The organism is Peptoniphilus duerdenii ATCC BAA-1640 (assembly GCF_000146345.1).
In the GTDB taxonomy this organism is placed as follows: Bacteria; Bacillota; Clostridia; order Tissierellales; family Peptoniphilaceae; genus Peptoniphilus_B; species Peptoniphilus_B duerdenii.
Genome location: NZ_GL397071.1, coordinates 1,910,578 through 1,930,439, shown reverse-complemented (window position 1 = coordinate 1,930,439; position 19,862 = coordinate 1,910,578). Strand labels below are relative to the sequence as shown.

At 37.8% G+C, this 19,862-nt stretch carries 17 protein-coding genes; 15 read left to right on the top strand and 2 right to left on the bottom strand.

What is annotated here, in order from left to right; genetic code table 11:
• Nucleotide 1: 1 nt before the first annotated feature.
• The 4 genes from HMPREF9225_RS09890 to recR all read left to right on the top strand — a co-directional run bounded on the left by HMPREF9225_RS09890 (nucleotide 2) and on the right by recR (nucleotide 8,009).
• On the top strand, nucleotides 2–4,414 hold the full coding sequence (locus HMPREF9225_RS09890) for an S-layer homology domain-containing protein (RefSeq protein WP_008902586.1): 4,413 nt from the start codon (nucleotides 2–4) through the stop codon (nucleotides 4,412–4,414).
• A gap of 887 nt (nucleotides 4,415–5,301) precedes the next feature.
• Nucleotides 5,302–7,071, top strand: a complete 1,770-nt coding sequence (gene dnaX / locus HMPREF9225_RS09885; RefSeq protein ID WP_008902584.1) for a DNA polymerase III subunit gamma/tau — start codon at nucleotides 5,302–5,304, stop codon at nucleotides 7,069–7,071.
• Nucleotides 7,072–7,084: 13 nt separating this feature from the next.
• Nucleotides 7,085–7,417: a YbaB/EbfC family nucleoid-associated protein gene (locus tag HMPREF9225_RS08745; protein ID WP_008902583.1), complete on the top strand. Its 333-nt coding sequence runs from the start codon at nucleotides 7,085–7,087 to the stop codon at nucleotides 7,415–7,417.
• Nucleotide 7,418: 1 nt separating this feature from the next.
• A complete protein-coding gene (gene recR / locus HMPREF9225_RS08740; RefSeq protein ID WP_008902582.1) occupies nucleotides 7,419–8,009 on the top strand; it encodes a recombination mediator RecR in 591 nt (196 codons plus the stop codon).
• 1,024 nt (nucleotides 8,010–9,033) lie between these two features.
• Here the strand turns inward: recR and HMPREF9225_RS08735 are convergent.
• Entirely contained in the window at nucleotides 9,034–9,276 is a 243-nt protein-coding gene (locus HMPREF9225_RS08735; RefSeq protein ID WP_008902581.1) for a glutaredoxin family protein, read from the bottom strand.
• Nucleotides 9,277–9,360: 84 nt separating this feature from the next.
• Here HMPREF9225_RS08735 and HMPREF9225_RS08730 point away from each other — a divergent pair, with 84 nt between their 5' ends.
• Genes HMPREF9225_RS08730 through smpB form a run of 6 tightly spaced genes read left to right on the top strand, consistent with a single transcriptional unit; the run spans nucleotide 9,361 to nucleotide 15,763 of the window.
• Nucleotides 9,361–9,756 carry a hypothetical protein gene (locus HMPREF9225_RS08730; RefSeq protein ID WP_008902580.1) on the top strand — a complete coding sequence of 132 codons (396 nt, stop codon included), beginning with the start codon at nucleotides 9,361–9,363 and terminating at the stop codon, nucleotides 9,754–9,756.
• A complete protein-coding gene (locus HMPREF9225_RS08725; RefSeq protein ID WP_008902579.1) occupies nucleotides 9,753–10,523 on the top strand; it encodes an alpha/beta fold hydrolase in 771 nt (256 codons plus the stop codon). The genes HMPREF9225_RS08730 and HMPREF9225_RS08725 overlap by 4 nt, the downstream gene beginning before the upstream one ends.
• Nucleotides 10,516–12,048 carry a Mur ligase family protein gene (locus tag HMPREF9225_RS08720; RefSeq protein WP_008902578.1) on the top strand — a complete coding sequence of 511 codons (1,533 nt, stop codon included), beginning with the start codon at nucleotides 10,516–10,518 and terminating at the stop codon, nucleotides 12,046–12,048. Before HMPREF9225_RS08725 ends, HMPREF9225_RS08720 begins: the two co-directional genes overlap by 8 nt.
• Before the next feature lies 1 nt (nucleotide 12,049).
• Nucleotides 12,050–13,225, top strand: coding sequence for a D-alanine--D-alanine ligase family protein (locus tag HMPREF9225_RS08715; protein WP_040551474.1), 1,176 nt, complete (start codon nucleotides 12,050–12,052; stop codon nucleotides 13,223–13,225).
• Nucleotides 13,222–15,339: a ribonuclease R gene (gene rnr / locus HMPREF9225_RS08710; RefSeq protein ID WP_008902576.1), complete on the top strand. Its 2,118-nt coding sequence runs from the start codon at nucleotides 13,222–13,224 to the stop codon at nucleotides 15,337–15,339. Before HMPREF9225_RS08715 ends, rnr begins: the two co-directional genes overlap by 4 nt.
• Nucleotides 15,311–15,763: an SsrA-binding protein SmpB gene (gene smpB / locus HMPREF9225_RS08705; protein WP_008902575.1), complete on the top strand. Its 453-nt coding sequence runs from the start codon at nucleotides 15,311–15,313 to the stop codon at nucleotides 15,761–15,763. Before rnr ends, smpB begins: the two co-directional genes overlap by 29 nt.
• Nucleotides 15,764–15,926: 163 nt before the next feature.
• On the opposite strand, the gene HMPREF9225_RS08700 is transcribed toward smpB, so the two are convergent.
• Entirely contained in the window at nucleotides 15,927–16,451 is a 525-nt protein-coding gene (locus HMPREF9225_RS08700) for a TDE2712 family protein (RefSeq protein WP_008902574.1), read from the bottom strand.
• Nucleotides 16,452–16,631: 180 nt separating this feature from the next.
• Here HMPREF9225_RS08700 and HMPREF9225_RS08695 point away from each other — a divergent pair, with 180 nt between their 5' ends.
• From HMPREF9225_RS08695 to HMPREF9225_RS08675, 5 genes are read left to right on the top strand one after another with little or no spacing between them, the layout of a single operon-like run.
• The gene (locus HMPREF9225_RS08695) at nucleotides 16,632–16,895 is read left to right on the top strand and encodes a Veg family protein (protein ID WP_008902573.1); all 264 of its coding nucleotides are present in this window, start codon (nucleotides 16,632–16,634) and stop codon (nucleotides 16,893–16,895) included.
• A 44-nt stretch (nucleotides 16,896–16,939) separates the two neighbouring features.
• Nucleotides 16,940–17,776 carry a 4-(cytidine 5'-diphospho)-2-C-methyl-D-erythritol kinase gene (gene ispE / locus HMPREF9225_RS08690; protein WP_008902572.1) on the top strand — a complete coding sequence of 279 codons (837 nt, stop codon included), beginning with the start codon at nucleotides 16,940–16,942 and terminating at the stop codon, nucleotides 17,774–17,776.
• A complete protein-coding gene (locus tag HMPREF9225_RS08685; RefSeq protein WP_008902571.1) occupies nucleotides 17,769–18,446 on the top strand; it encodes a hypothetical protein in 678 nt (225 codons plus the stop codon). The genes ispE and HMPREF9225_RS08685 overlap by 8 nt, the downstream gene beginning before the upstream one ends.
• 52 nt (nucleotides 18,447–18,498) lie before the next feature.
• Nucleotides 18,499–19,137, top strand: coding sequence for a pyroglutamyl-peptidase I (gene pcp / locus HMPREF9225_RS08680; RefSeq protein WP_008902570.1), 639 nt, complete (start codon nucleotides 18,499–18,501; stop codon nucleotides 19,135–19,137).
• A complete protein-coding gene (locus HMPREF9225_RS08675; protein WP_008902569.1) occupies nucleotides 19,137–19,454 on the top strand; it encodes a rhodanese-like domain-containing protein in 318 nt (105 codons plus the stop codon). Before pcp ends, HMPREF9225_RS08675 begins: the two co-directional genes overlap by 1 nt.
• Nucleotides 19,455–19,862: the final 408 nt, after the last annotated feature.

Genomic DNA, 19,862 nt, shown 5'->3' with positions numbered 1-19,862 from the left:
TATGAATATGAAGAAAATAGTCTCTCTACTACTCGCTCTTGCAATGGTTTTTGGGATGGTTACACCACCATCCCAAGTCCATGCAAATGGAGACGATGAATTTGTAGAGGCAGACTATAAGGTAGAAAATGTAGATGGTACATCATACAAGGTCTATAAATTTACAGACATAGTTGGGACGCCAGAATCTAACAAACAATTTGAAATTGATGGTTTGGATGTATCCGAGCCTAAGGTTATGCCGGCTGTAAGAGGATCCAATCCTGCTCTTGGAGAGGAACTTTCATATTCAGTTGAAGTTCAATGGACAACCTACGATATAGAACCAAAGGATGTGGGTATACCTATCTTTTTCCAAATTCGTGATACGACTACAGGAAAATTTATTGCTCAGACTGAAAATATCACTGGTAAAATTGCTAGTAAAGTATATAAATTTTATAAATTACCAGCTTGGGACGAGTCAGGGGTAAGTCATAATGCAGAGGATTGGGATATGCGCGTTCCTGTTGATTATAAGTTTGATGTACGACTACAGACAGGAGCTGAAGGAGCTTTTGAGAGTGAGGATATAGTAGCTAAAGTAGCACAACGCGCCAATCCTATTTATAGGGCAGAATACTACACGAATAAAGATATACCAAAAATAGTTGTTGAACGTACCGATGTAGATAATAATACAAGCGAAGTTCCTATTAATGATAAAAATTTAAGTACAAAACAGTTTTACTCTTGGGCGAAAAACCCTAAAGTAAGGCAAACTTACAGAGGTATTTTTTTAGAAATTCTACAATTTGGACAAACATCCTTAGATGATTTGAAAATATCTGATGATATTACTTCAGGGCGTACTAGAATGAAGATGAAGGCTCCAGGAAAGACTGAATTTGACCGTGGACCTGGTACATTTGAAGACAATGGAACTCCTTACCATTACGAAGTTACAGGCGACCACATCAAAGCTCACATCTTTACAATTCGTCAAGATTTAAAGGTTAAATTTGATCCTAACGGTGGTACTTGGAAAAACTCTGCTTCAGCTGATCAAACTATAGGTCACTCAATGAAGCTTGCTGATTCTTGGGCAGGTTTAGGACCTATCAATGTTCCAGGTGCGGGTGATTTAACTCCACCAGCAGCTAAGCCAGGTGAGAAGGAAAAGAAATTTATCGGTTGGAATACAGATGCAAATGCAACCACTGCACTTTTTACGGATAACACCTACGACACTCCTATTACTAAAGATGAAACCTTCTATGCGATCTATGCAGAAAAGCCACAAGGTAAAGTTGCTATTCAATATGTAGATGAAAAAGGTACTGCTATTAAGGACATATATAAGGTTCAAGGTGTAGATTATCCAAAATTTGCTGAAGGAAACAAGGGTGAAAATGTTGATGCGAAATCAATTCCTCAACCAGCATTTATCGGATATGAGAGAAGCGGAGATATCGTTGTAACTGATAAAAAGTATGACGAAAATGGTAGATACACAGTAGAAGTTCCTTACAAAAAACTTGATTCAATTATTCCAGCAAAAGATGGTAATGGAGAAGAAAATCCTAAGGTAACAGAAGATGTTAAAAAGCATTATGCAAAAGTAACTTATCAAGTTGATACTAAGGATGCTGAAAAAGCTAAGCTACAACTTGATAATGCAGATGCAAAGTCACCACTTGTTTACTATGTAAACCCAGTTGAAGGAATAGCTATAAAAGATGTAGCTAACGTAGCTGCTGTTTCAAATGACGCAAATCTTTACAAAGTTGACGTTAATGATATGTGGACATATGATCCAAATACTATAACTGGAACAGATTATAAAATTGTTCAAGCAAAAGACACTCAAAATAAAGTAGTTAAAACAGAAATTACTTTAACAGCAAAGGTTGCTGACAAAACAGCAGTTAAGTTTAAAGACAAGTTAAAACCTGTTGATATTAAGGTATGGGAAGACAAAACCGATACAGATGGTTCAAAAATCGACTGGAAGAAGGGTGTTGAACTTAAAGAAGCTAACGCAGATCTTAAAAATATTTTAGATAAAGCTGAAACTAAAGTTACTGATGAAAGCAACAGAAATTCATCTAATGCAAATCTTCCAAATGGACAAAAAGGCAACTTAAAAGTTACGTTTGAAGATGGTTCTTCTTTAGAAGTTAAGGACCAAACACTTTATGTAGCACCTCATAAGAATGACGACAACACTAATCTACCTAAGGATGCTGTAAAGGTTGAATTTAAGATTGGTGAAGGTGTAAAAGGTACAGCAAAGACTGAATATGTTAAACCAGGAACTGATGTTAAAGCAGATGCACCTGCAGTAACTTTAAAAGAAGGATTTAAAGACGCTAAGTGGTACAAGGGCGAAGCAACAACAGAAGCAACCGCCAATGACTACAAAGTAACAGAAAATGCAGTATTTACTGCAAAGGCTACTGGAAAAGACAAAGTTGTAAAACTTGACGATCCAGTAAACCCAACAAACTTCCCTAAGGATCCTACAGATAACAACAAGAAAGATGCAGACTATGTAACTGTAAAATTCGTTGCTGATGCTAATGGTAAGATCAAAGAAGGCGACGCTGAAAAAGCTAATGGTATTGCTTATGCAGTATTAAAGAACACTGAATGGGCAGACGCTCTTACAGCTGGAGTTGTAGTTCCAAAAGCAGATGCAGAGGGTAACGCTCCGAAACTTGTAGGTAATGGTAAATTCTATTCATTCAAGGAATGGCAAAAAGATAAAACTAAGGTTACAGAATTTGCTAAAGTAGGAAACTCTGACGTAACTTATACAGCTGTATTTGGAAAGGCTGATGAATTCTCTGTAACTTACAATCTAAATGCACCAGAAGGTTTAACAGTAGGAGGAACAGCTCCAACTGATAATACTAAGTATCTAAAGGATGAACAAGTTACAGTAAAAGCTTTAGCAGCTGACAACACACTAGCTGGTTATAAATTCACTGGCTGGAATACTCAAGCTGATGGCAAGGGAACAACACATGCTGCAAATGCTACATTTAAGATAGAAAAGAATACAGAACTTTTCGCACAATGGGAAAAGACAGCAAAAGATGTAATTCCTGTTGACAATGAAAATGATAAAAAAGGTAAAAATGGTGAAGAAATTCCTGATAACTATGTATTTGTAGAATTTAAAGTTAAAGATGCAGATGTAGACAAAGCTGAAATCAAAGCTAATCAACAAGCTAAGTTCAAAGTAGATCCTAAGGCTACAGTAACACTAACAGCTCCAGCATTAGAGCTTAAAGATGCTTACAAAGATACACACATTGCTAAATTCAATGAAGCAGATTACACTAACAAGGTATTTGCACAAAAAACTACTATATGGGCATCAGTTACTGAAAAAGGCAAGGTTACTGTTAAATATGTATTCAACACTAATCCTGCTAATAAGACCCTTCCAAAGGATCTTGCAGATTTAAAACCTACAGATATTACTACTCCTATTTATGAAGACAAGGTAGTAGATCCAGCTCAACCAGACACTTCTTCAGAAGCAGCACAAAAAGCTCTTGTTGAAAAGGATAAAGATGGCAAGGAAGTAGGTACTTGGACTCCAGGTACTTGGGTAAAATCTGGAAAAGTTGAAGATGGTGTATTCACCTACACTTTAACTTGGACATTTACCGAAGCTGGTAAACCAGTACCACAACCAGAACAACCTCCAATGCCTGACTACAATCCATGGTGGCCAATTTGGTTCGGTTCAACTAAGACTGAAGTTAAGAAAGAAGAACCTAAACATCTTGAAAGACACGATGCTTATATCGCTGGATATCCAGATGGAACTGTAAGACCAGATGGCAAGATCACTAGAGCTGAAGTATCTGCTATATTTGCAAGATTAACTGAAAATAGTGCTCCTGCAAATTATTCTCCTAAGTTCTCTGATGTTCTAGCATATGATTGGTTCTGCGACAGCGTTATGAAACTTTCTAACAAGGACATCATCAAAGGATACCCTGATGGAACATTCAAACCTAACAAGAGCATAACTAGAGCTGAATTTGCAGTAATTGCTTCTAAATATATCAAGAATCCAAAAGCTGCAGATGAAACATTCTCAGATGTTCCAATGAATCATTGGGCTAAGGATGCTATCGCAATGGTTAAGGCTGAAGGTTGGATCTCAGGATACACTGATGGAACATTCAAACCGGATGCTCCTATCACTAGAGCGGAAGCAGTTTCTATCGTAAACAGAATGTTTGATAGAGCAGCTGATGGTGAATTCGTAAGAGAACACGGTTTTGAAATCAAGAAGTTCAACGACTTGACTGATAAGCACTGGGCTTACTACGAAATCATGGAAGCAGTTCACACTCATGACTATGAAAGAATAGACAAGAGAACTGAAAAATGGGAAAAGATTGTAAAATAATTAAATAGTTTTGTATTTTATAACTTAATATGTAAATGTTTGGTTATGATATATGAATTAGAAAGACCGGAGGATTTCCTCCGGTCTTTTGCGTTTTGGTAGGGTATGTTTGGATGAATCACTTGCTTATACTTGACCTTCTGAGGTTATACCCGTTCGACTCGGAAATAAATTTCTTCGCTCAGGGTGACGACCACCTACATACATCACTTCAAGAATAAACTCAAGGAAGACAGTCACCCTGAGCGGAGACGGTTAGGCTTGCTGTAACCGTCGTAGTCGAACGGGTATAACCCTGGTGCGGTTATGTTTGTATGATTATTTAATTTTGTAGCGGAAGCATTTTGCTTCCATAGCCGAGAGGCTCTATTGAGAAAGAGTATATTGGTTGCCTGACATAATGTGAGGTTATGTTTGGATGAATCACTTGCATAGACTTGGTTAAATATGGGTCAGATCCTTCGACTTCAAAGGCTGTCGCCTTTTCCGCTCAGGATGACCATGTGGGCGTGATGACGTTCTATAATGGTAACTTCAGTTGGGAGAATGTAGTAATAAGTTTAATGGAAGCAGTTTGCTTCCGCTACGGTGCAGTTGCAAAGACTAGGTCTGTGGAGGTTATACCCGTTCGACTCGGAAATAAATTTCCTCGCTCAGGGTGACGACAGTTGGGAGAGTTTTTTTAATTTTTTTGTAATATATGGGTTAAATATAGGTCAGATCCTTCGACTCCAAAGGCTGACGTCTTTTACGCTCAGGATGACCAGCTGGGATGGTTGTCTCTCTTGTAAGGTGACTGCAGTGGGGAAGGTTTCGTCGTTAATCGTAAATTATTATTTTTTTATTAATCCGTCTTGGTCCTATGTTATAATAGTTTTAGGTGAATTATGTATCAAGCTTTATATAGAAAATACAGGTCTAGGACTTTTGACGAGGTTGTCGGTCAAGACCAGGTTATAAATTCAATTAAATATCAAGTGAAGAATTCGACGGTTTCTCATGCATACATTTTTTCTGGCACTAGGGGAACGGGCAAGACTTCGACGGCAAAGATTTTGGCAAGGGCGGTTAACTGCGAGCATCCTATCGATGGCAATCCTTGTAACGAGTGCGAGACTTGTAAATCAATCCTACGTGGCACGAATCTCGATGTGGTTGAGATGGATGCGGCTTCTAATAATGGTGTGGATGACATCAGGGATTTGCGAGAAAAGGCGTTCTATCCGCCGAGCACTTCTAAGTACAAGGTCTACATTATCGACGAGGTGCACATGCTTTCAAAAGGCGCTTTCAATGCACTTCTAAAGATTTTGGAAGAGCCTCCGAAGCATCTCATATTTATTTTGGCGACGACGGAGATTGAGAGGGTGCCTCAGACGATTCTTTCGAGGACTCAAAGGTACACTTTTAAGAGAATTTCCATTGACACGATTTCTAAAAATATTTCTGAGATTTTGGCGAAGGAAGGCAAGTCCATCGATGAGGCTGGAATTGATTTAATCGCACAGATGGCGGACGGCTCCATGAGGGATGCAGTGTCTCTTCTCGACAGGGTTGTGGCTATTAACGATAATAATATTAGCTACGACAAGATCATCGAGGTGTTGGGTGTTACCACGGAGGATACTCTTTTTGAACTTGCCACTTCGATTTTAAATTCCGATGCGTCAAGTATCATTATGTCCGTTGCGAACCTTGCTGATGATGGCAAGGATATGATGGTTTTAATCGACGGAATCGTGTCATTTTTTAGAAATATTTTGATTGCGAAGAATTTAAATTATCCTAGAAAGATCATTCGCGTGCGAGATATGGACAGGTATGTGGCTATTGCCAATGCTTTTTCCAATTCTGAGATTTTAAATATTATCAAGATTTTGAGCGAGACCAAGGCGAGGTCCAGGTATATTACAAACAAGAGGACCATGCTCGAGGCGGCTCTGCTTGAGATTGTGGCATCAAGGCAGGACGATATTTTAAATCGTGTGGAAAATCTTGAAAGGATGCTAAGCTCCGGAGATTTATCTGGGCTTAAGGCTCCTAAGAGGGAAAAGTTTGAGTTTAATTTTGCGAAGAAGGAAAATCCGGCTGCGGTTGAAAAACCTCTTGCTAAGGAAGTAGTTTCTGAAATCATTGACGATAAAGTTTCAAATGAAACCAAAGAAAATGTTGAAAAAGAAATCGAAAATGAAATTCCAAAAGATATTACAGAAGTTCCTGTGGATGATCAGTCTGACATGAATACAATCGAGAAAAGCCAAGAGGATGCGGCTGAAACAGATATAAATGCGGTTGAAACCGAGGAAACAATGGAAACCAAGGCGGATATAGATTATTCTGATAATGAACTGCAAGGTATATTTAATCGTGCGATTTCAATATTGAAGGAGCGTTCTGAGAGGATCATCTCTGGTATGCTTGTCATGGGCAGGCTCGATTCCTTTGAAAATAATGTGGCGACCATCGCATTTGAGGAGCAGGGCAGAAGTTTCTACACTACTCTTAACAATCACGAGTCCATCGAAAAGATTGAGTCTGTGTTAAAAGAACTGACAAATGATAATATTTCGGTTAAATTTGTGGTAAAATCTAATAGGAACGTCGATTCTATTAAGGATAGGATTGAAAATTTATTTGGAAAAGATTCAATAAAATAGAAAGGAAGATATTATGAAATTTGGAGGATTCCCAGGCGGGGGAAATATGAACAACATGATGAAGCAGATGCAAAAGCTTCAAAAACAAATGGAAAACCTTGAAGAGGAACTAAAGAACCAAGAAGTGACAGCTAGCTCAGGCGGTGGCGCTGTGGAAGCGACTGTCAATGGTAAAAAGGAACTAATTAGAATTAAAATCGATGAAGCGGTTGTGGATCCAGAAGACGTGGGCATGCTTGAAGACCTAGTGCTAACTGCGGTTAACAGTGCCATGGACGAAGCGGACAACATCGCAAACAAGAGAATGGGCAAGCTTACAGGCGGACTAAATATCCCTGGACTATAAGATGAGTAGGCCATTAGAAAATTTAATTTACGAACTGACGAAATTACCTGGAGTGGGGGATAAATCTGCGGAGAGAATCCTTTATTATATTCTTGAGCAGGATAAAGAGGAAGCGCGAGGTCTGGCAAAGGCGATAGTTGATGCGGCGGAAAACATCGAGGAATGTTCCATATGCCACAATTTTACCGACGACGACCCTTGCGACATATGCACCGACGAAAGTAGGGACAGGACCACTATTTGCGTGGTGGAAAGACCGAGGGACGTGGCTTCAATGGAGAAGACCAACAGTTATCACGGGCTTTACCATGTTCTTCACGGAACTGTGCAACCGACGAGGGGAATATTCCCAAGTGATTTAAGGTTTGCTTCATTGGTGAAAAGGGTCAAGGACGGCGGTATCAAAGAGGTGATCATCGCCACGAATCCAACCACCGATGGGGATACCACTGCCATGTATATTCAAGAAGCGCTTAAGGATACGGGAGTGCTTATGACGAGAATCGCCCACGGGATTCCGGTGGGAGGTAACTTGGAATATTACGACGAACTGACCATCGAAACAGCGCTTAAGAATAGGGTAAGTTACTAAGTTTGGGATTATAAATAAGATAATTTTATATGATTTAAAGGATGAAGACGGTTTAGCCGTCTTTTTTTGTTGGGAAGGAAATTTTTGAAGAAAATCGGAGGAAGACAGTCACCCTACACCCTGGTGGGGTTATGTTTGGATGATTCACTTGCATAGACTTGACCTTCGGAGGTTATACCCGTTCGACTCGGAAATAAATTTCCTCGCTCAGGGTGACGACCACCTACAGACATCATTTCAAGAATAAACCGAAGGAAGACAGTCACCCTGAGCGGAAAAGGCGGTAGCCTTTGAAGTCGAAGGATCTCTACAAAGATAACCTAAAGATATGTCGTCACCCTGAGCGGAGACGGTGAAGCAATGCGAAACCGTCGAAGTCGAACGGGTATAACCCTGGTGGGGTCAAGTAAGGATGACTAAGTGGAATGGTTCCTGCTCGATAAGTATTAATTATTTGCAAGGTTTAAAGACTTCATACGTCGAAGCCCTAGCCGAAATCTCCGATTTCGTTGCAGGTCTCGAATGCCTCTCGGGGTGACTGCAGTTGGGTGGATTGTCGCTCGATATGTGTTAATTATTTGCAAGGTTTAAAGACCTCACGCCTTCGGCTGTGGAACCTGGAAGGTTCCGCTACAGGGATAAATTTAAGGTTTAGTTATAACACGCCTTACGGCTGAGGAAAAATAATATAGTTTCATGGTTTATGGAAGCAGGTTACTTCTGCTACGATGCAGTTGCAAGGACTTGACCTTCGGAAGTTATACCCGTTCGACTCGGAAATAAATTTCCTCGCTCAGGGTGACTGCAGTTGGGAGGACTTGGTAGCCTCTCGGCTGTGGAACCTGGATTTCCGCTACGGGTGTGAATAGGAATTTAGGTTGATGTACGCCTTGCGGCTGAGGAAGGATAATTTAGTGCCTATTTGAATTGAATAGGTTTGATTTCTCTATGCAATAATAACCAAAAAAATAAAAATAGCCTTGTTTCCAAGGCTAAATTTATTTATTCTCTAATTTCCAATGTATTATCTTTCTCCATGTTCTTTTAGATAGTTTATTATATCTAATGATTCATAGAGATATTTGTCATCGTACATTAGGCAAGGTACTTGTCTTTTGCCACCGAACTTGATAAGATGGTCTCTTGCTTCTGGGTCGGTATCGATGTTTTTAATTTCCACACCTTTTATGCCATTGTCTTCGATAAATCTTTCTACTCGTTTGCAGTAAGGACATATTGTACCTACATATAGTGTAAATTTATTCATGCTCTCACCTCGATTTATTTATACCCAATGCAAGATAAATTTAAAAATATTAATAAGTTTGATATAATAGTCTAGAGGTGTTTAATGAGTTTATTAGATGATTTAAAAATTAATTTTGAAAATTTAAATAGACAACTAACTGAGGCGAAGAGAGTGATTAAACTCAAGTCTTTGGATATAAAAGAAACTGCATCTATTAGATTGGAAATTTTGAAACAATCTAGAGCCCTTGACAATCTTTACAAGGATCTTGGCAAGAGGGCTTATGATGCGAAGAAGGAGGATGCAGATATCCTCTACGGTGACTATATCGAAAAGATTGACGAGGCTACTGCACGCCTTCATGCCTTGGAACTTTCTCTAAAGATTGAAAATGTAGACAGTCAGAGATTTGACGATGCTTACAGTGGAAATATCTCCGAGCCTACTAAAGAAGACAGAGAAAACTATATCTATATCGATGAAAAGGATCTGAAATGAAAAAAGATTTTAAGGTTATAGATGGTATTAAGACCGCCTACATACGTAGAGAGGGCGATGGCACGCCTGTTGTGATTCTTCACGGATGGGGTGCTAATATTGAGTCGATTATGCCCATTGTAAATTCTATTTCTGGACGCCCATTTCTTGCATATGATGCTCCAGGTTTTGGAGATAGCGATGAGCCGACCGGGGTGTGGTCCACATATGACTACTCGGATTTTTTACTGAAGGTCTTAAAGGAATTTGAGATTGATAGAGCGATATTTATCGGTCATTCCTTCGGTGGTAAGACATTAACTTGTTTTGCTCCAAAGCATGAGGACATGGTTGAGAAACTTGTCCTTGTGGATGCCTCTGGGGTCCTTCCAAAGAGAAAGATGAGCTACTATTTTAAAGTTTATTCTTTTAAATTTCTTAAAAATATGTACAAATTATTATTTTTTTGGAAAAAGGATTCCCTCGAAAAATTCTACAAGAGATTCGGTTCCGACGATTACAGGGATACTTCTGGTATCATGAGATCGACATTTGTTAAGGTGGTCAATGAATCGACCGAGGAAGAGTTTTCGAAGATTAATTCCGATACTCTGCTCATCTGGGGTGAAAGAGACGACGCCACCCCTGTGTACATGGGTAAGATTTTTGAAAGCAAGATTAAAAATTCCGGTTTGGTAGTGCTTAACGGAGGTCACTACAGCTATTTGGATGATTACGGTACCTTCTGTGCCGTTATAAATTCGTATTTAGGAGATATTGATGGATAAGACAAAGTTAATTATAGAATTTGTTGTGTACATTGTGGCTTATATAGCTTGGAGGGTGCTTATCACCGCAAAGGCGAAGTACCATTTAAACATAATTCAGCTAAATGAATATGACAACGACAAATATAGAGATTGGATAAAGAATAATTTTTCTAAGGCATATAGTCCTTTTAATGAAAAGACGGATTCTAAGACTCCGCTTGTTATGACTGACAGGGCAAAGAGGCTTCTTGCAACCTATTTGAATATTTACAGAGGTCTCGTAACAGTTGTGATACTTGCGATTTTGTGCTTTACAAATTACAGAATCTCAATCTATGCAGGGATTATATTTTTACTTATAGCACTATTTATGCAACCGCAGATGATGATAGTTGCAAATGCTATAAATCTTCCAAAGGAAAAGAAAATCAACATGGGATTTTATACCAGTGCCCAAGAAAAAATCAGAAGACTTAAAGCTGAATCTGGGCTAAAGGTCATAGGAATCACCGGATCTTTTGGGAAGACTTCTGTAAAATTCTTCACAAGCACCATGCTTGATGAGAAGTTCAGAGTGCAAAATACTCCATCTTCCTACAACACACCTATGGGACTTTCAAAGGTTATAAATAACGAGCTTGATAGTTCTAGGGAGATTTTCTTGGCGGAACTTGGAGCATACAAACCTGGTGAGATTCATGAAGTTGCAAGTCTTGTGCAACCGGACATAGGAGTCATAACTGCCATAGGTCCGACCCATATGCAAATGTATAAGACTATTGAAAATATAATGAAGACCAAGTACGAGCTTATTGAAGACTTGGATGAAAATGGAACTGCAATCTTTAACTACGACAATAAGTATGTGAGAGAACTTGCGGACAAGACGACGAAGAAGACTATAAGGTACGGTACCAAGGACTTTATGAAGCTTGACTACTATGCAAAGGACATAGAAGTTTCCGAAAGGGGAAGCACATTCACACTGGTTTCCAAAGAAAAGGGATCTATAGAGTGTACTACCAAGCTTCTCGGGGAACATTCTGTGCAAAATCTGCTAGCTTCAGTGGCAATCGGTATGGAACTTGGAATGAGCCTTGAAGAAGTAAAGGATAGAATCGAAAAGATTGAGAGCGTGGAACACAGACTTAATCTAATCGAAGGTCAAGGTGGAGTCATCGTTATAGATGATGCATTTAACTCAAACCCAGTTGGATTTAGAGCGGCTCTTAAGGTTCTATCACAGTTCAAAGATGGCAAGAAGATCATCGTAACTCCTGGCATGGTTGAGCTTGGAGAAATGGAAGAGGAAGAAAATTATAAAGTTGGTAAGGAAATTGCAAAAGTATGTGACTATGCAATTTTAGTAGGTATAAAGAGGACAGAACCGATTAGACGCGGACTGTTGGACAGTAAATTTGATGAAGGTAGGATTATCTCTGTGAGAAGTTTAAACGACGCAACGTCTGAACTAGGCAAGATTACAGCGCCTAGGGATGTGGTGCTCTTTGAAAATGATCTACCTGATAGTTATGAGGAGTAATATGAAGAATATAGCAGTATTATTTGGAGGAGTCTCAGTTGAACACGAAGTGTCTGTAATAACTGGGATGCAAGTTGTAGAAAATATGGATAAGACTAAGTACAATCCAATCCCTGTACTAGTTACCAAGGAAGGTAAGTTCTTATCTGGAGATGCAATAAAAGATTTTGGAAATATAAAGAGAAATAAACTTGAAGATGCAAAGGAAGTATTTTTCAAACCTGTAAGGGGAGATTTTAACCTTTATACAGAGGAAGAACAAGGAGGAGGTCTCTTCTCTAAGAAGACTTCTGGCACAGTTGTCTTTGCAAAGATTGACGCCGTATTCGTAGCACTTCATGGGACTTTTGGAGAAGACGGTGCGGTGCAAGGAATCTTACAATTCATTGGTATTCCTTACACAGGTTGTGCTGTTAACGCAGCAGCAGTGGGAATGGACAAGGTAATCATGAAGGATGTGTTTAAATCACAAAATATTCCTATGACGGATTACTTCTATTTTTACAGAGATTTCTATAAATTTGACATTGTTAAGGCGGAAGCTGAGAAGATTGGCTACCCAGTTTTTGTTAAACCTGCAAACCTCGGTTCATCCGTTGGAATTTCAAAGGCAAAGAATGAAGCTGAACTTAAAGATGCGGTGGAAGTTGCAATGCACTACGACAGGAAGATCATCGTTGAAAAATCTGTAGAAAAGCCTAGAGAAATAAATTGTGCAGTCTTGGGATATGAAGATGATCTACAAGCTTCTCTTACAGAAGAACCAATCACCTGGGAAGATTTCTTAACTTATGATGACAAGTACAAAAGCGGTGGCAAAGGCTCAAAGAGCGTAGGCATGAAGAATCAAAAGAAGAATCTACCTGCAAATATTCCTGATGAGATGACAGAAGAAGTTAAGCGTCTTGCTAAGCTTGCATTTAGAAGTATAGATGCAATGGGAGTTGCGAGAATAGACTTCCTAGTAGATGAAAATGAAAAAGTATATGTAAATGAAATCAACACCCTACCAGGTTCAATTGCTTTTTACTTATTTGAACCGATGGGAATTTCATTTAAAGAACTTATAGATAGACAGATTGATCTAGCATTTAGAAGAAGCAAAGAATTCGAAAAAAATATATATTCCTACGACACAGATCTATTCAATAGCACCAGTTATGGAGCTAAACTATGATGATTGAAGATGCGATTTTAGAATATATAAATTCGAACAAAGTTGTAACTATAAAGACCATTCTAAAGGCGTTTGAAGTGGACAAGTACAGCAGAGGTCCATTTATAAAGACTTTGGAAAATATGAACAGGGATGGGAAAATCTATGTGGACCGCAAGGAAAGGATTCACGCCATAGACAATATTTCCTACGCAGTGGGAGAAATTGCAAAGAATGAAAAAGGATTTGGATTTCTACTTATGAATGATGGGGAAGATGTGTTTATTCCATCGGAATTCATGGGTTCTACCGTCAACAAGGATACTGTCCTTGTAAAGATAGACAAGGTAAGTTCTGGAGAAAAGCGTGAAGGAAAAATCCTTAGAATTATAAAGAGAAATGCTACTAAGTTTGTCGGCACATTCCAAAGTTCAAAAGATTTTGGATTCGTCGTTCCTGACGATAAAAAGGTGGGCACCGATATATTTATCAGAGGAGAAGATATAAACGGTGCAGAAGATGGACAGAAGGTAGTTGCAAAGATTAAAAAATGGGCAGAAAAGGATAAGAAGCCTGAGGGAGAGATAGTAGAAATCCTAGGGTTTCCAGAAGATCCATACGTGGATATTGAATCCATCGCAAAGAGTTTTGATATTCCTACTTCATTTCCGAAAAAAGTTTCAAATGAAGCGAAGTACATGCCAGAGGCACCGACTGAAAAGCAACTTGAAGGCAGACATGATTTGACGGACATGGTCATCTACACCATCGATGGAGCGGATTCGAAGGATTTTGACGATGCAATTTCTTTGGAAAAAGTGGGAGATAATTACCGCTTGGGAGTGCATATTGCAGATGTAAGTCAATATGTAAAAGAGGATTCCTACCTGGATAAAGAAGCATTTAAAAGAGGAAATTCCTACTATCTTCAAGATAAGGTATATCCGATGCTTCCAAAGGAACTATCCAACGGAATCTGTTCTTTAAACGAAGGAGTAGTTAGACTTACCCTTTCAGTGTTTATGGAAATAGATAAGAAGGGTAAAGTCGTGGAACATAAAATCGAAGAGTCATTTATAAAATCCAAGAGAAGGCTCGTCTATGACAATGTGTCCGACTATCTAGAAGAAGGGAAGAAACACCCTAGTCTCGAAGGTCTCTACGATTCATTAGATATGGCAAAAGAACTTGCAGAAATTCTCATGAAGAAGAGATATGACAGAGGCTCCATAGATTTTGATTTTAAAGAACCAGAAATTATAACCGATGAAAATGGAGTGCCAATAGATATTTTGGTTAAGGATAGAAGAATTGGAAATAAAATCATAGAGGAATTTATGATTTGCGCTAACGAAACCGTAGCAGAGGAATACTATTGGTTGGAACTTCCGTTTCTATATAGAATTCACGAAGAACCTGACGAAGAAGATGTGGAGAGATTAAATTCAGCAATTAGACATCTTGGACTTAGCATCAATAATTTTAGAGAGCTACGCCCTGTTGAATTTAGAAATATCATCGACAAGGTGAAGGGTACATCTGAGGAACTATTCGTGTCCACACTACTTCTAAGATCTCTACAAAAGGCGAGATACTCAGAAGTAAATGATATACACTTCGGTCTAGCGTCTAAGTATTATTCCCATTTCACATCGCCAATTAGAAGGTATGCGGACCTATTTATCCATAGAATTATAAAGGCAAATCTAAAGGGATTACTAAGCAGGAAAAAGATTGAATACTACGATGAACTTTCACACATAGTTGCGGAACAGACTTCCAAGATGGAAAGAGTTGCCCAAACCTGCGAAAGAAAAGTTGAATCTGTAAAGATGGCTGAATATATGAAGGACAGGATTGGCGAAAAGTATAGCGGAATAATCGTATCCATAACTTCGTTTGGAATGTTTGTGCAACTGGAAAACTTGGTAGAAGGTCTAGTTCCATATAAGACTATGGATGGATTCTACGAAATGGACGAAAATAACTACACCGCCGTGGCAAATGATAGAGAAGAAGTGTATCACATGGGCGATATGGTGAATGTAGTGGTAGTTAATTCAAATATAACTACTGGAGAGATTGATTTTGAATTGGAGAGTATAGATGGAAGAGAAGGTACTTGCGACCAATAGAAAGGCAAGGCATGACTTTTTCATAGAGAAATCTTACGAAGCGGGAATAGTATTAGTAGGCACTGAAGTGAAATCTCTACGAAGAGGCAAGTGCAATTTAAAAGATGCCTATGTTGAAATCAAAGATGGAGAAGTATTCGTTGAAGGGATGCATATAAGTCCATATGAAATGGGAAATATATTCAATGTGGATCCACTTCGAAGAAGAAAACTCCTACTTAACAAGGCAGAGATTAGAAAACTTGCAAGAGATGTAGATCAAAAAGGATTTACCATCGTGCCGCTAAAGGCGTACCTGGTGAGGGGAAGAGTAAAACTTGAGATTGCCCTTGCAAGAGGTAAGAAACTCTATGACAAGAGGGATGCAATGGCAAAGAGAGACTCTGATATGAGAATCAGAAAGGCTCTAAAAGATTATAATTAAATAATTTAAATGGCAAAGGCATTGGAAAATGCCTTTTTTTATATTTGTAAAAAAAAAATTTAAATAATTAGTAGCCACGAGATTTTGTTTTAGAAGTTAAAAAAACTATGTAAAATTTAAAAATAAAAAAGAGGCTTTCGCCTCTAAATCTTTATCATTTTTCTTATTTAACCATTTCGCCGATTTTTTGTTCGATAAATTCCATATAAGGAACGCCATCGATATTAAATCCACCTGCAAAATCTGTAGCAAGACAGAAGAAGTTGATGGTTAGTACATTGTCTTCGATGTAGTAGATATCGAAATGTCCTGGGACAAATCTCACTTCGATGTTGTCGTACTTGCTAGTATTTTCATATTTTTTTCTAATATTTTCAAGATTCATAGTCTTCACAGGGTTAACCATGCTTCTCATGAATTCAAGATCTTCGGTCATCCACATATTGTAGTTCCAGAATCTAAGTTCTTTCTTAGTTGCACCGTTTAAGATTTCTCTATTTACGATTGCAGAAAGCACTCTTCTTACAGAATCTACTTCGAAATCATCGCCGTAAAGAGGTTTCATCTCTGGACGATTTGCAAGTTCAATCATGTAGACTTCAGCAACTTTATCTCTAGCTACCACAGATTCCCAATAGAAAAGCATCATTTCTATGACTTCTGTGTTTAATGTAATTTTATTTAACATTCCTACCTCCAATAAAATTATTTCTAAAAAATATTATACCACAACCAGAAATTCATAAAAATATTTTATTTAAAAGGTGATGAAACCTTGGGAAAATGGGAAAATTGACAAATAACTATAAATATAGTATAATACTTAATGAAATGATAGTATAACTTCGAAAAATTAAGGGGGACGCCAATGAATCAGATGGAAATGATCAAAAGAGAGTTGGAGCAGTATATAGGTAAAAGAGTTATTCTAAGAGCCAATAAGGGCAGGAAGAGATTTGTAACTCGCTTTGGAGAAATAAAGGCTGTATATCCCAGCTTATTTGTAGTCGAAGTTGAAAATGGAGATGAAATGACCACTTCTTCATATACTTATTCAGACGTTCTAACATCCACAGTAGCAGTAACTGTTATTGATGAGGAAATAGAATTTGAAGATGTTCAGATTATATAAGAAGGCTTAGCCTTCTTTTTTTTATTGAAAATTTGGAATTAATAATGGAAATCACAAAAGTAAAATCAAAATCAAAGATTAATATAGGTCTAGATGTAATTTCAAAGAGAGACGACGGCTACCACAATATAAAGACCATCATGCACGAACTGAATCTGTTTGACGAAATGGAATTTTCTACCGATGCACAAGGATTTGAAATTATATCCGATCTAAATATAAAAAAAGAGGACAATTTAATATACAAAGCCTACAAAGGCTTTTGCGACTATGTGGGAGAAGATTTAAATTTAAAAGTAAGACTTAATAAACTTCTGCCAATGGGAGCGGGAATAGCTGGAGGCACATTTAACGGAGCAGAAACCATAAAATATTTAAACAGAGCCTACGGGTACAATATTAAGCGTGACGAACTGATCTCTTTTTCAAAGAAAATTGGAGCAGATTTTCCATACTGTTTGACTGGTGGGAAATGCTTGGCGGAAGGGATAGGAGAAATCTTAACTCCTGTAGATTATAGCGACCCATATGTGCTTCTTATAAATCCAGGATATGAAGTCTCCACCAAAGAAGTCTATGAGAATTTAAAATTGAGTGAGAGTAGGATTGACTTTGACAAGATATTAGAAGCTCTACAAAATAAAAATATATCCGCATTAAATCATTCCCTTAAAAATAACATGGAAGACTATGTATTTAAAAAGCATAAAGAACTTGATATAATTAAGGATAGAATGGTTAAGTTTGGTGGAGCATCCGCCATGAGTGGGTCTGGACCGACCATTTTCGGAATATTCTATGACAGAGATCTACTTCTGGACGCGTACAAATATTTTAAAGATAGATATAAAAATGTCTACCTAGGTGGTAATTATGAATGAAATAATAATTTACGACGACTCCTATGGCTCTATAGAAACAATCGATAGACTAGGGGAGGAGTTTAAAAAAGAAAAATTCATATATTTTTGCGACGATTTGGCATATCCATTGGCTATGAGGAAAAGTTCAGATGAAATCATAGAAGTAAGACAAGAAGAACTAACAAAGATGGATCCGAAGATAATCGCATATCCAAACCTTGGAAGGATTGTAGTCTATCCAAAATCTGAAAATAGAGTAATAAATTTAGATCTAGATGGATTTAAAGATATGACTGTACTTGGGGATTCTAAAAATTATTATGGGTTTACAGATTATATAGATTCCCAATTACTTGTAAATCAAGGGATGGATAGGAATGAATATATTTTAAAAGAGTTAGTTAAAGAATATTTAAAAGACTCTAAAGAAAAAGTATTCTTAAATAACACCACCCTTGGCTTATTTAGAAAATATTTTGAAGAGTTAAAAGGCGATAGAGAAATATACTACTTAAATGATTATTTTTATGAAAAATTAGTAGAAGTGATAAAAGAAAATGAGTGGATAATCAAATTTGGAGGCAAAGTAAGCTGTTGCGTCACAGAAAACAGGCTTAAATTTGCAGAAGTATTTGAAGAGTTCACAGGCAAAAAAATCTACCCGAGTCTATACAGAGAAAGGGATTAATCCTATCGAGAGATGGGATTTTTTAAATGGAACTAGGACAAAAGGAGGACCAATGAAAATATTAGTAACAGGCTTCGATCCATTTGGAGGAGAAAAAATAAATCCTGCCATAGAGGCAGTAAAAAGACTTGAAGATGAAATCTTAGGAGCAGAGATAATAAAACTTGAGATACCAACCTCAATCTCAAGATGCGATGAAATTTTAAAAGAAAATATAGATAGGCATAGACCAGATGTAGTGGTGTCAGTAGGACAAGCAGGAGGTCGAGCAGGGATAACCGTTGAGAGAGTGGCAATAAATATAGACGACTTTGGAATAGACGATAACGATGGCAACTCACCGATAGATGAAAAAATCTGTGAAGGTCCAGATGCGTATCTGTTGACCTTGCCAATAAAGGCTATGGTTTCTAAGATAAGAAAAGCCGGAATCCCGGCATCAGTTTCAAACACTGCAGGCACATTTGTATGTAACCATGTGGCATACTTCGTGGCGAATCTAGCAGGTAGAGACTATCCTCACATGAAAACAGGATTTGTTCACATACCATATTTGCCAGAACAAGTTGCAACTAAGGAAGAAGTGGCGTCCATGAGTATCGAAAATATTGTGAAGGCACTGAGCCTAGGAATTGAAGCGATAGTAGAGAATAGAGAAGATTTAAAGATAACAGGAGGCAAAACCCACTGATGTGTTGGTTTTTTAGAAAGAAATTGGACATAAACAAAGAAATTAAAAAGTACGAAGAAACAGAAAATGCAGTCCTAATCGATGTGAGAAGAAAAGAAGAATATAAAACAGGATATATAATGGATGCAATAAATGTGCCACTAGATGAAATAGAAAGAGTGGTGGATGTCATAAAAGATAAGGACACACCAGTCTTTGCATACTGTCTCGGCGGAGTGAGAAGCAGAATGGCATTAGAAAAGATGGCAAAGATGGGATATACCAATCTTACCAATATCGGCGGCACCAAGGATTATAAAGGAAAGTTTAATAAGTAAAATTTAATAAGTAAAATGGAAGGTAGAGTATTTATGCTCTGCCTTTTTTGTTTCGATGAAGTCTAAAGAAATATATAAATTTGTAGCGGAAGCAATCTGCTTCCATAAACTTTGGTACTAATTATTTTTAATCAGGCAAAATCCGTACAACTATCATTCCTACTATTTTATTCTTGTAGCGGAAGCATTTTGCTTATACAGCCGAGAGGCTATATTAAGAAAACCCAAAGGAAGACAGTCACCCTGAGCGGAGACGGCTTTGCCGTCGTAGTCGAACGGGTATAACCTTGGTGAGGTCAAGAATTGATGATTTCATTTGCAAAGACTTGGTTAAATACAAAATGTAAAATAATAAATATAAATAAATATCCTACACTTCTCTAAACCCTATTTTTTCTTCTTCAAAAA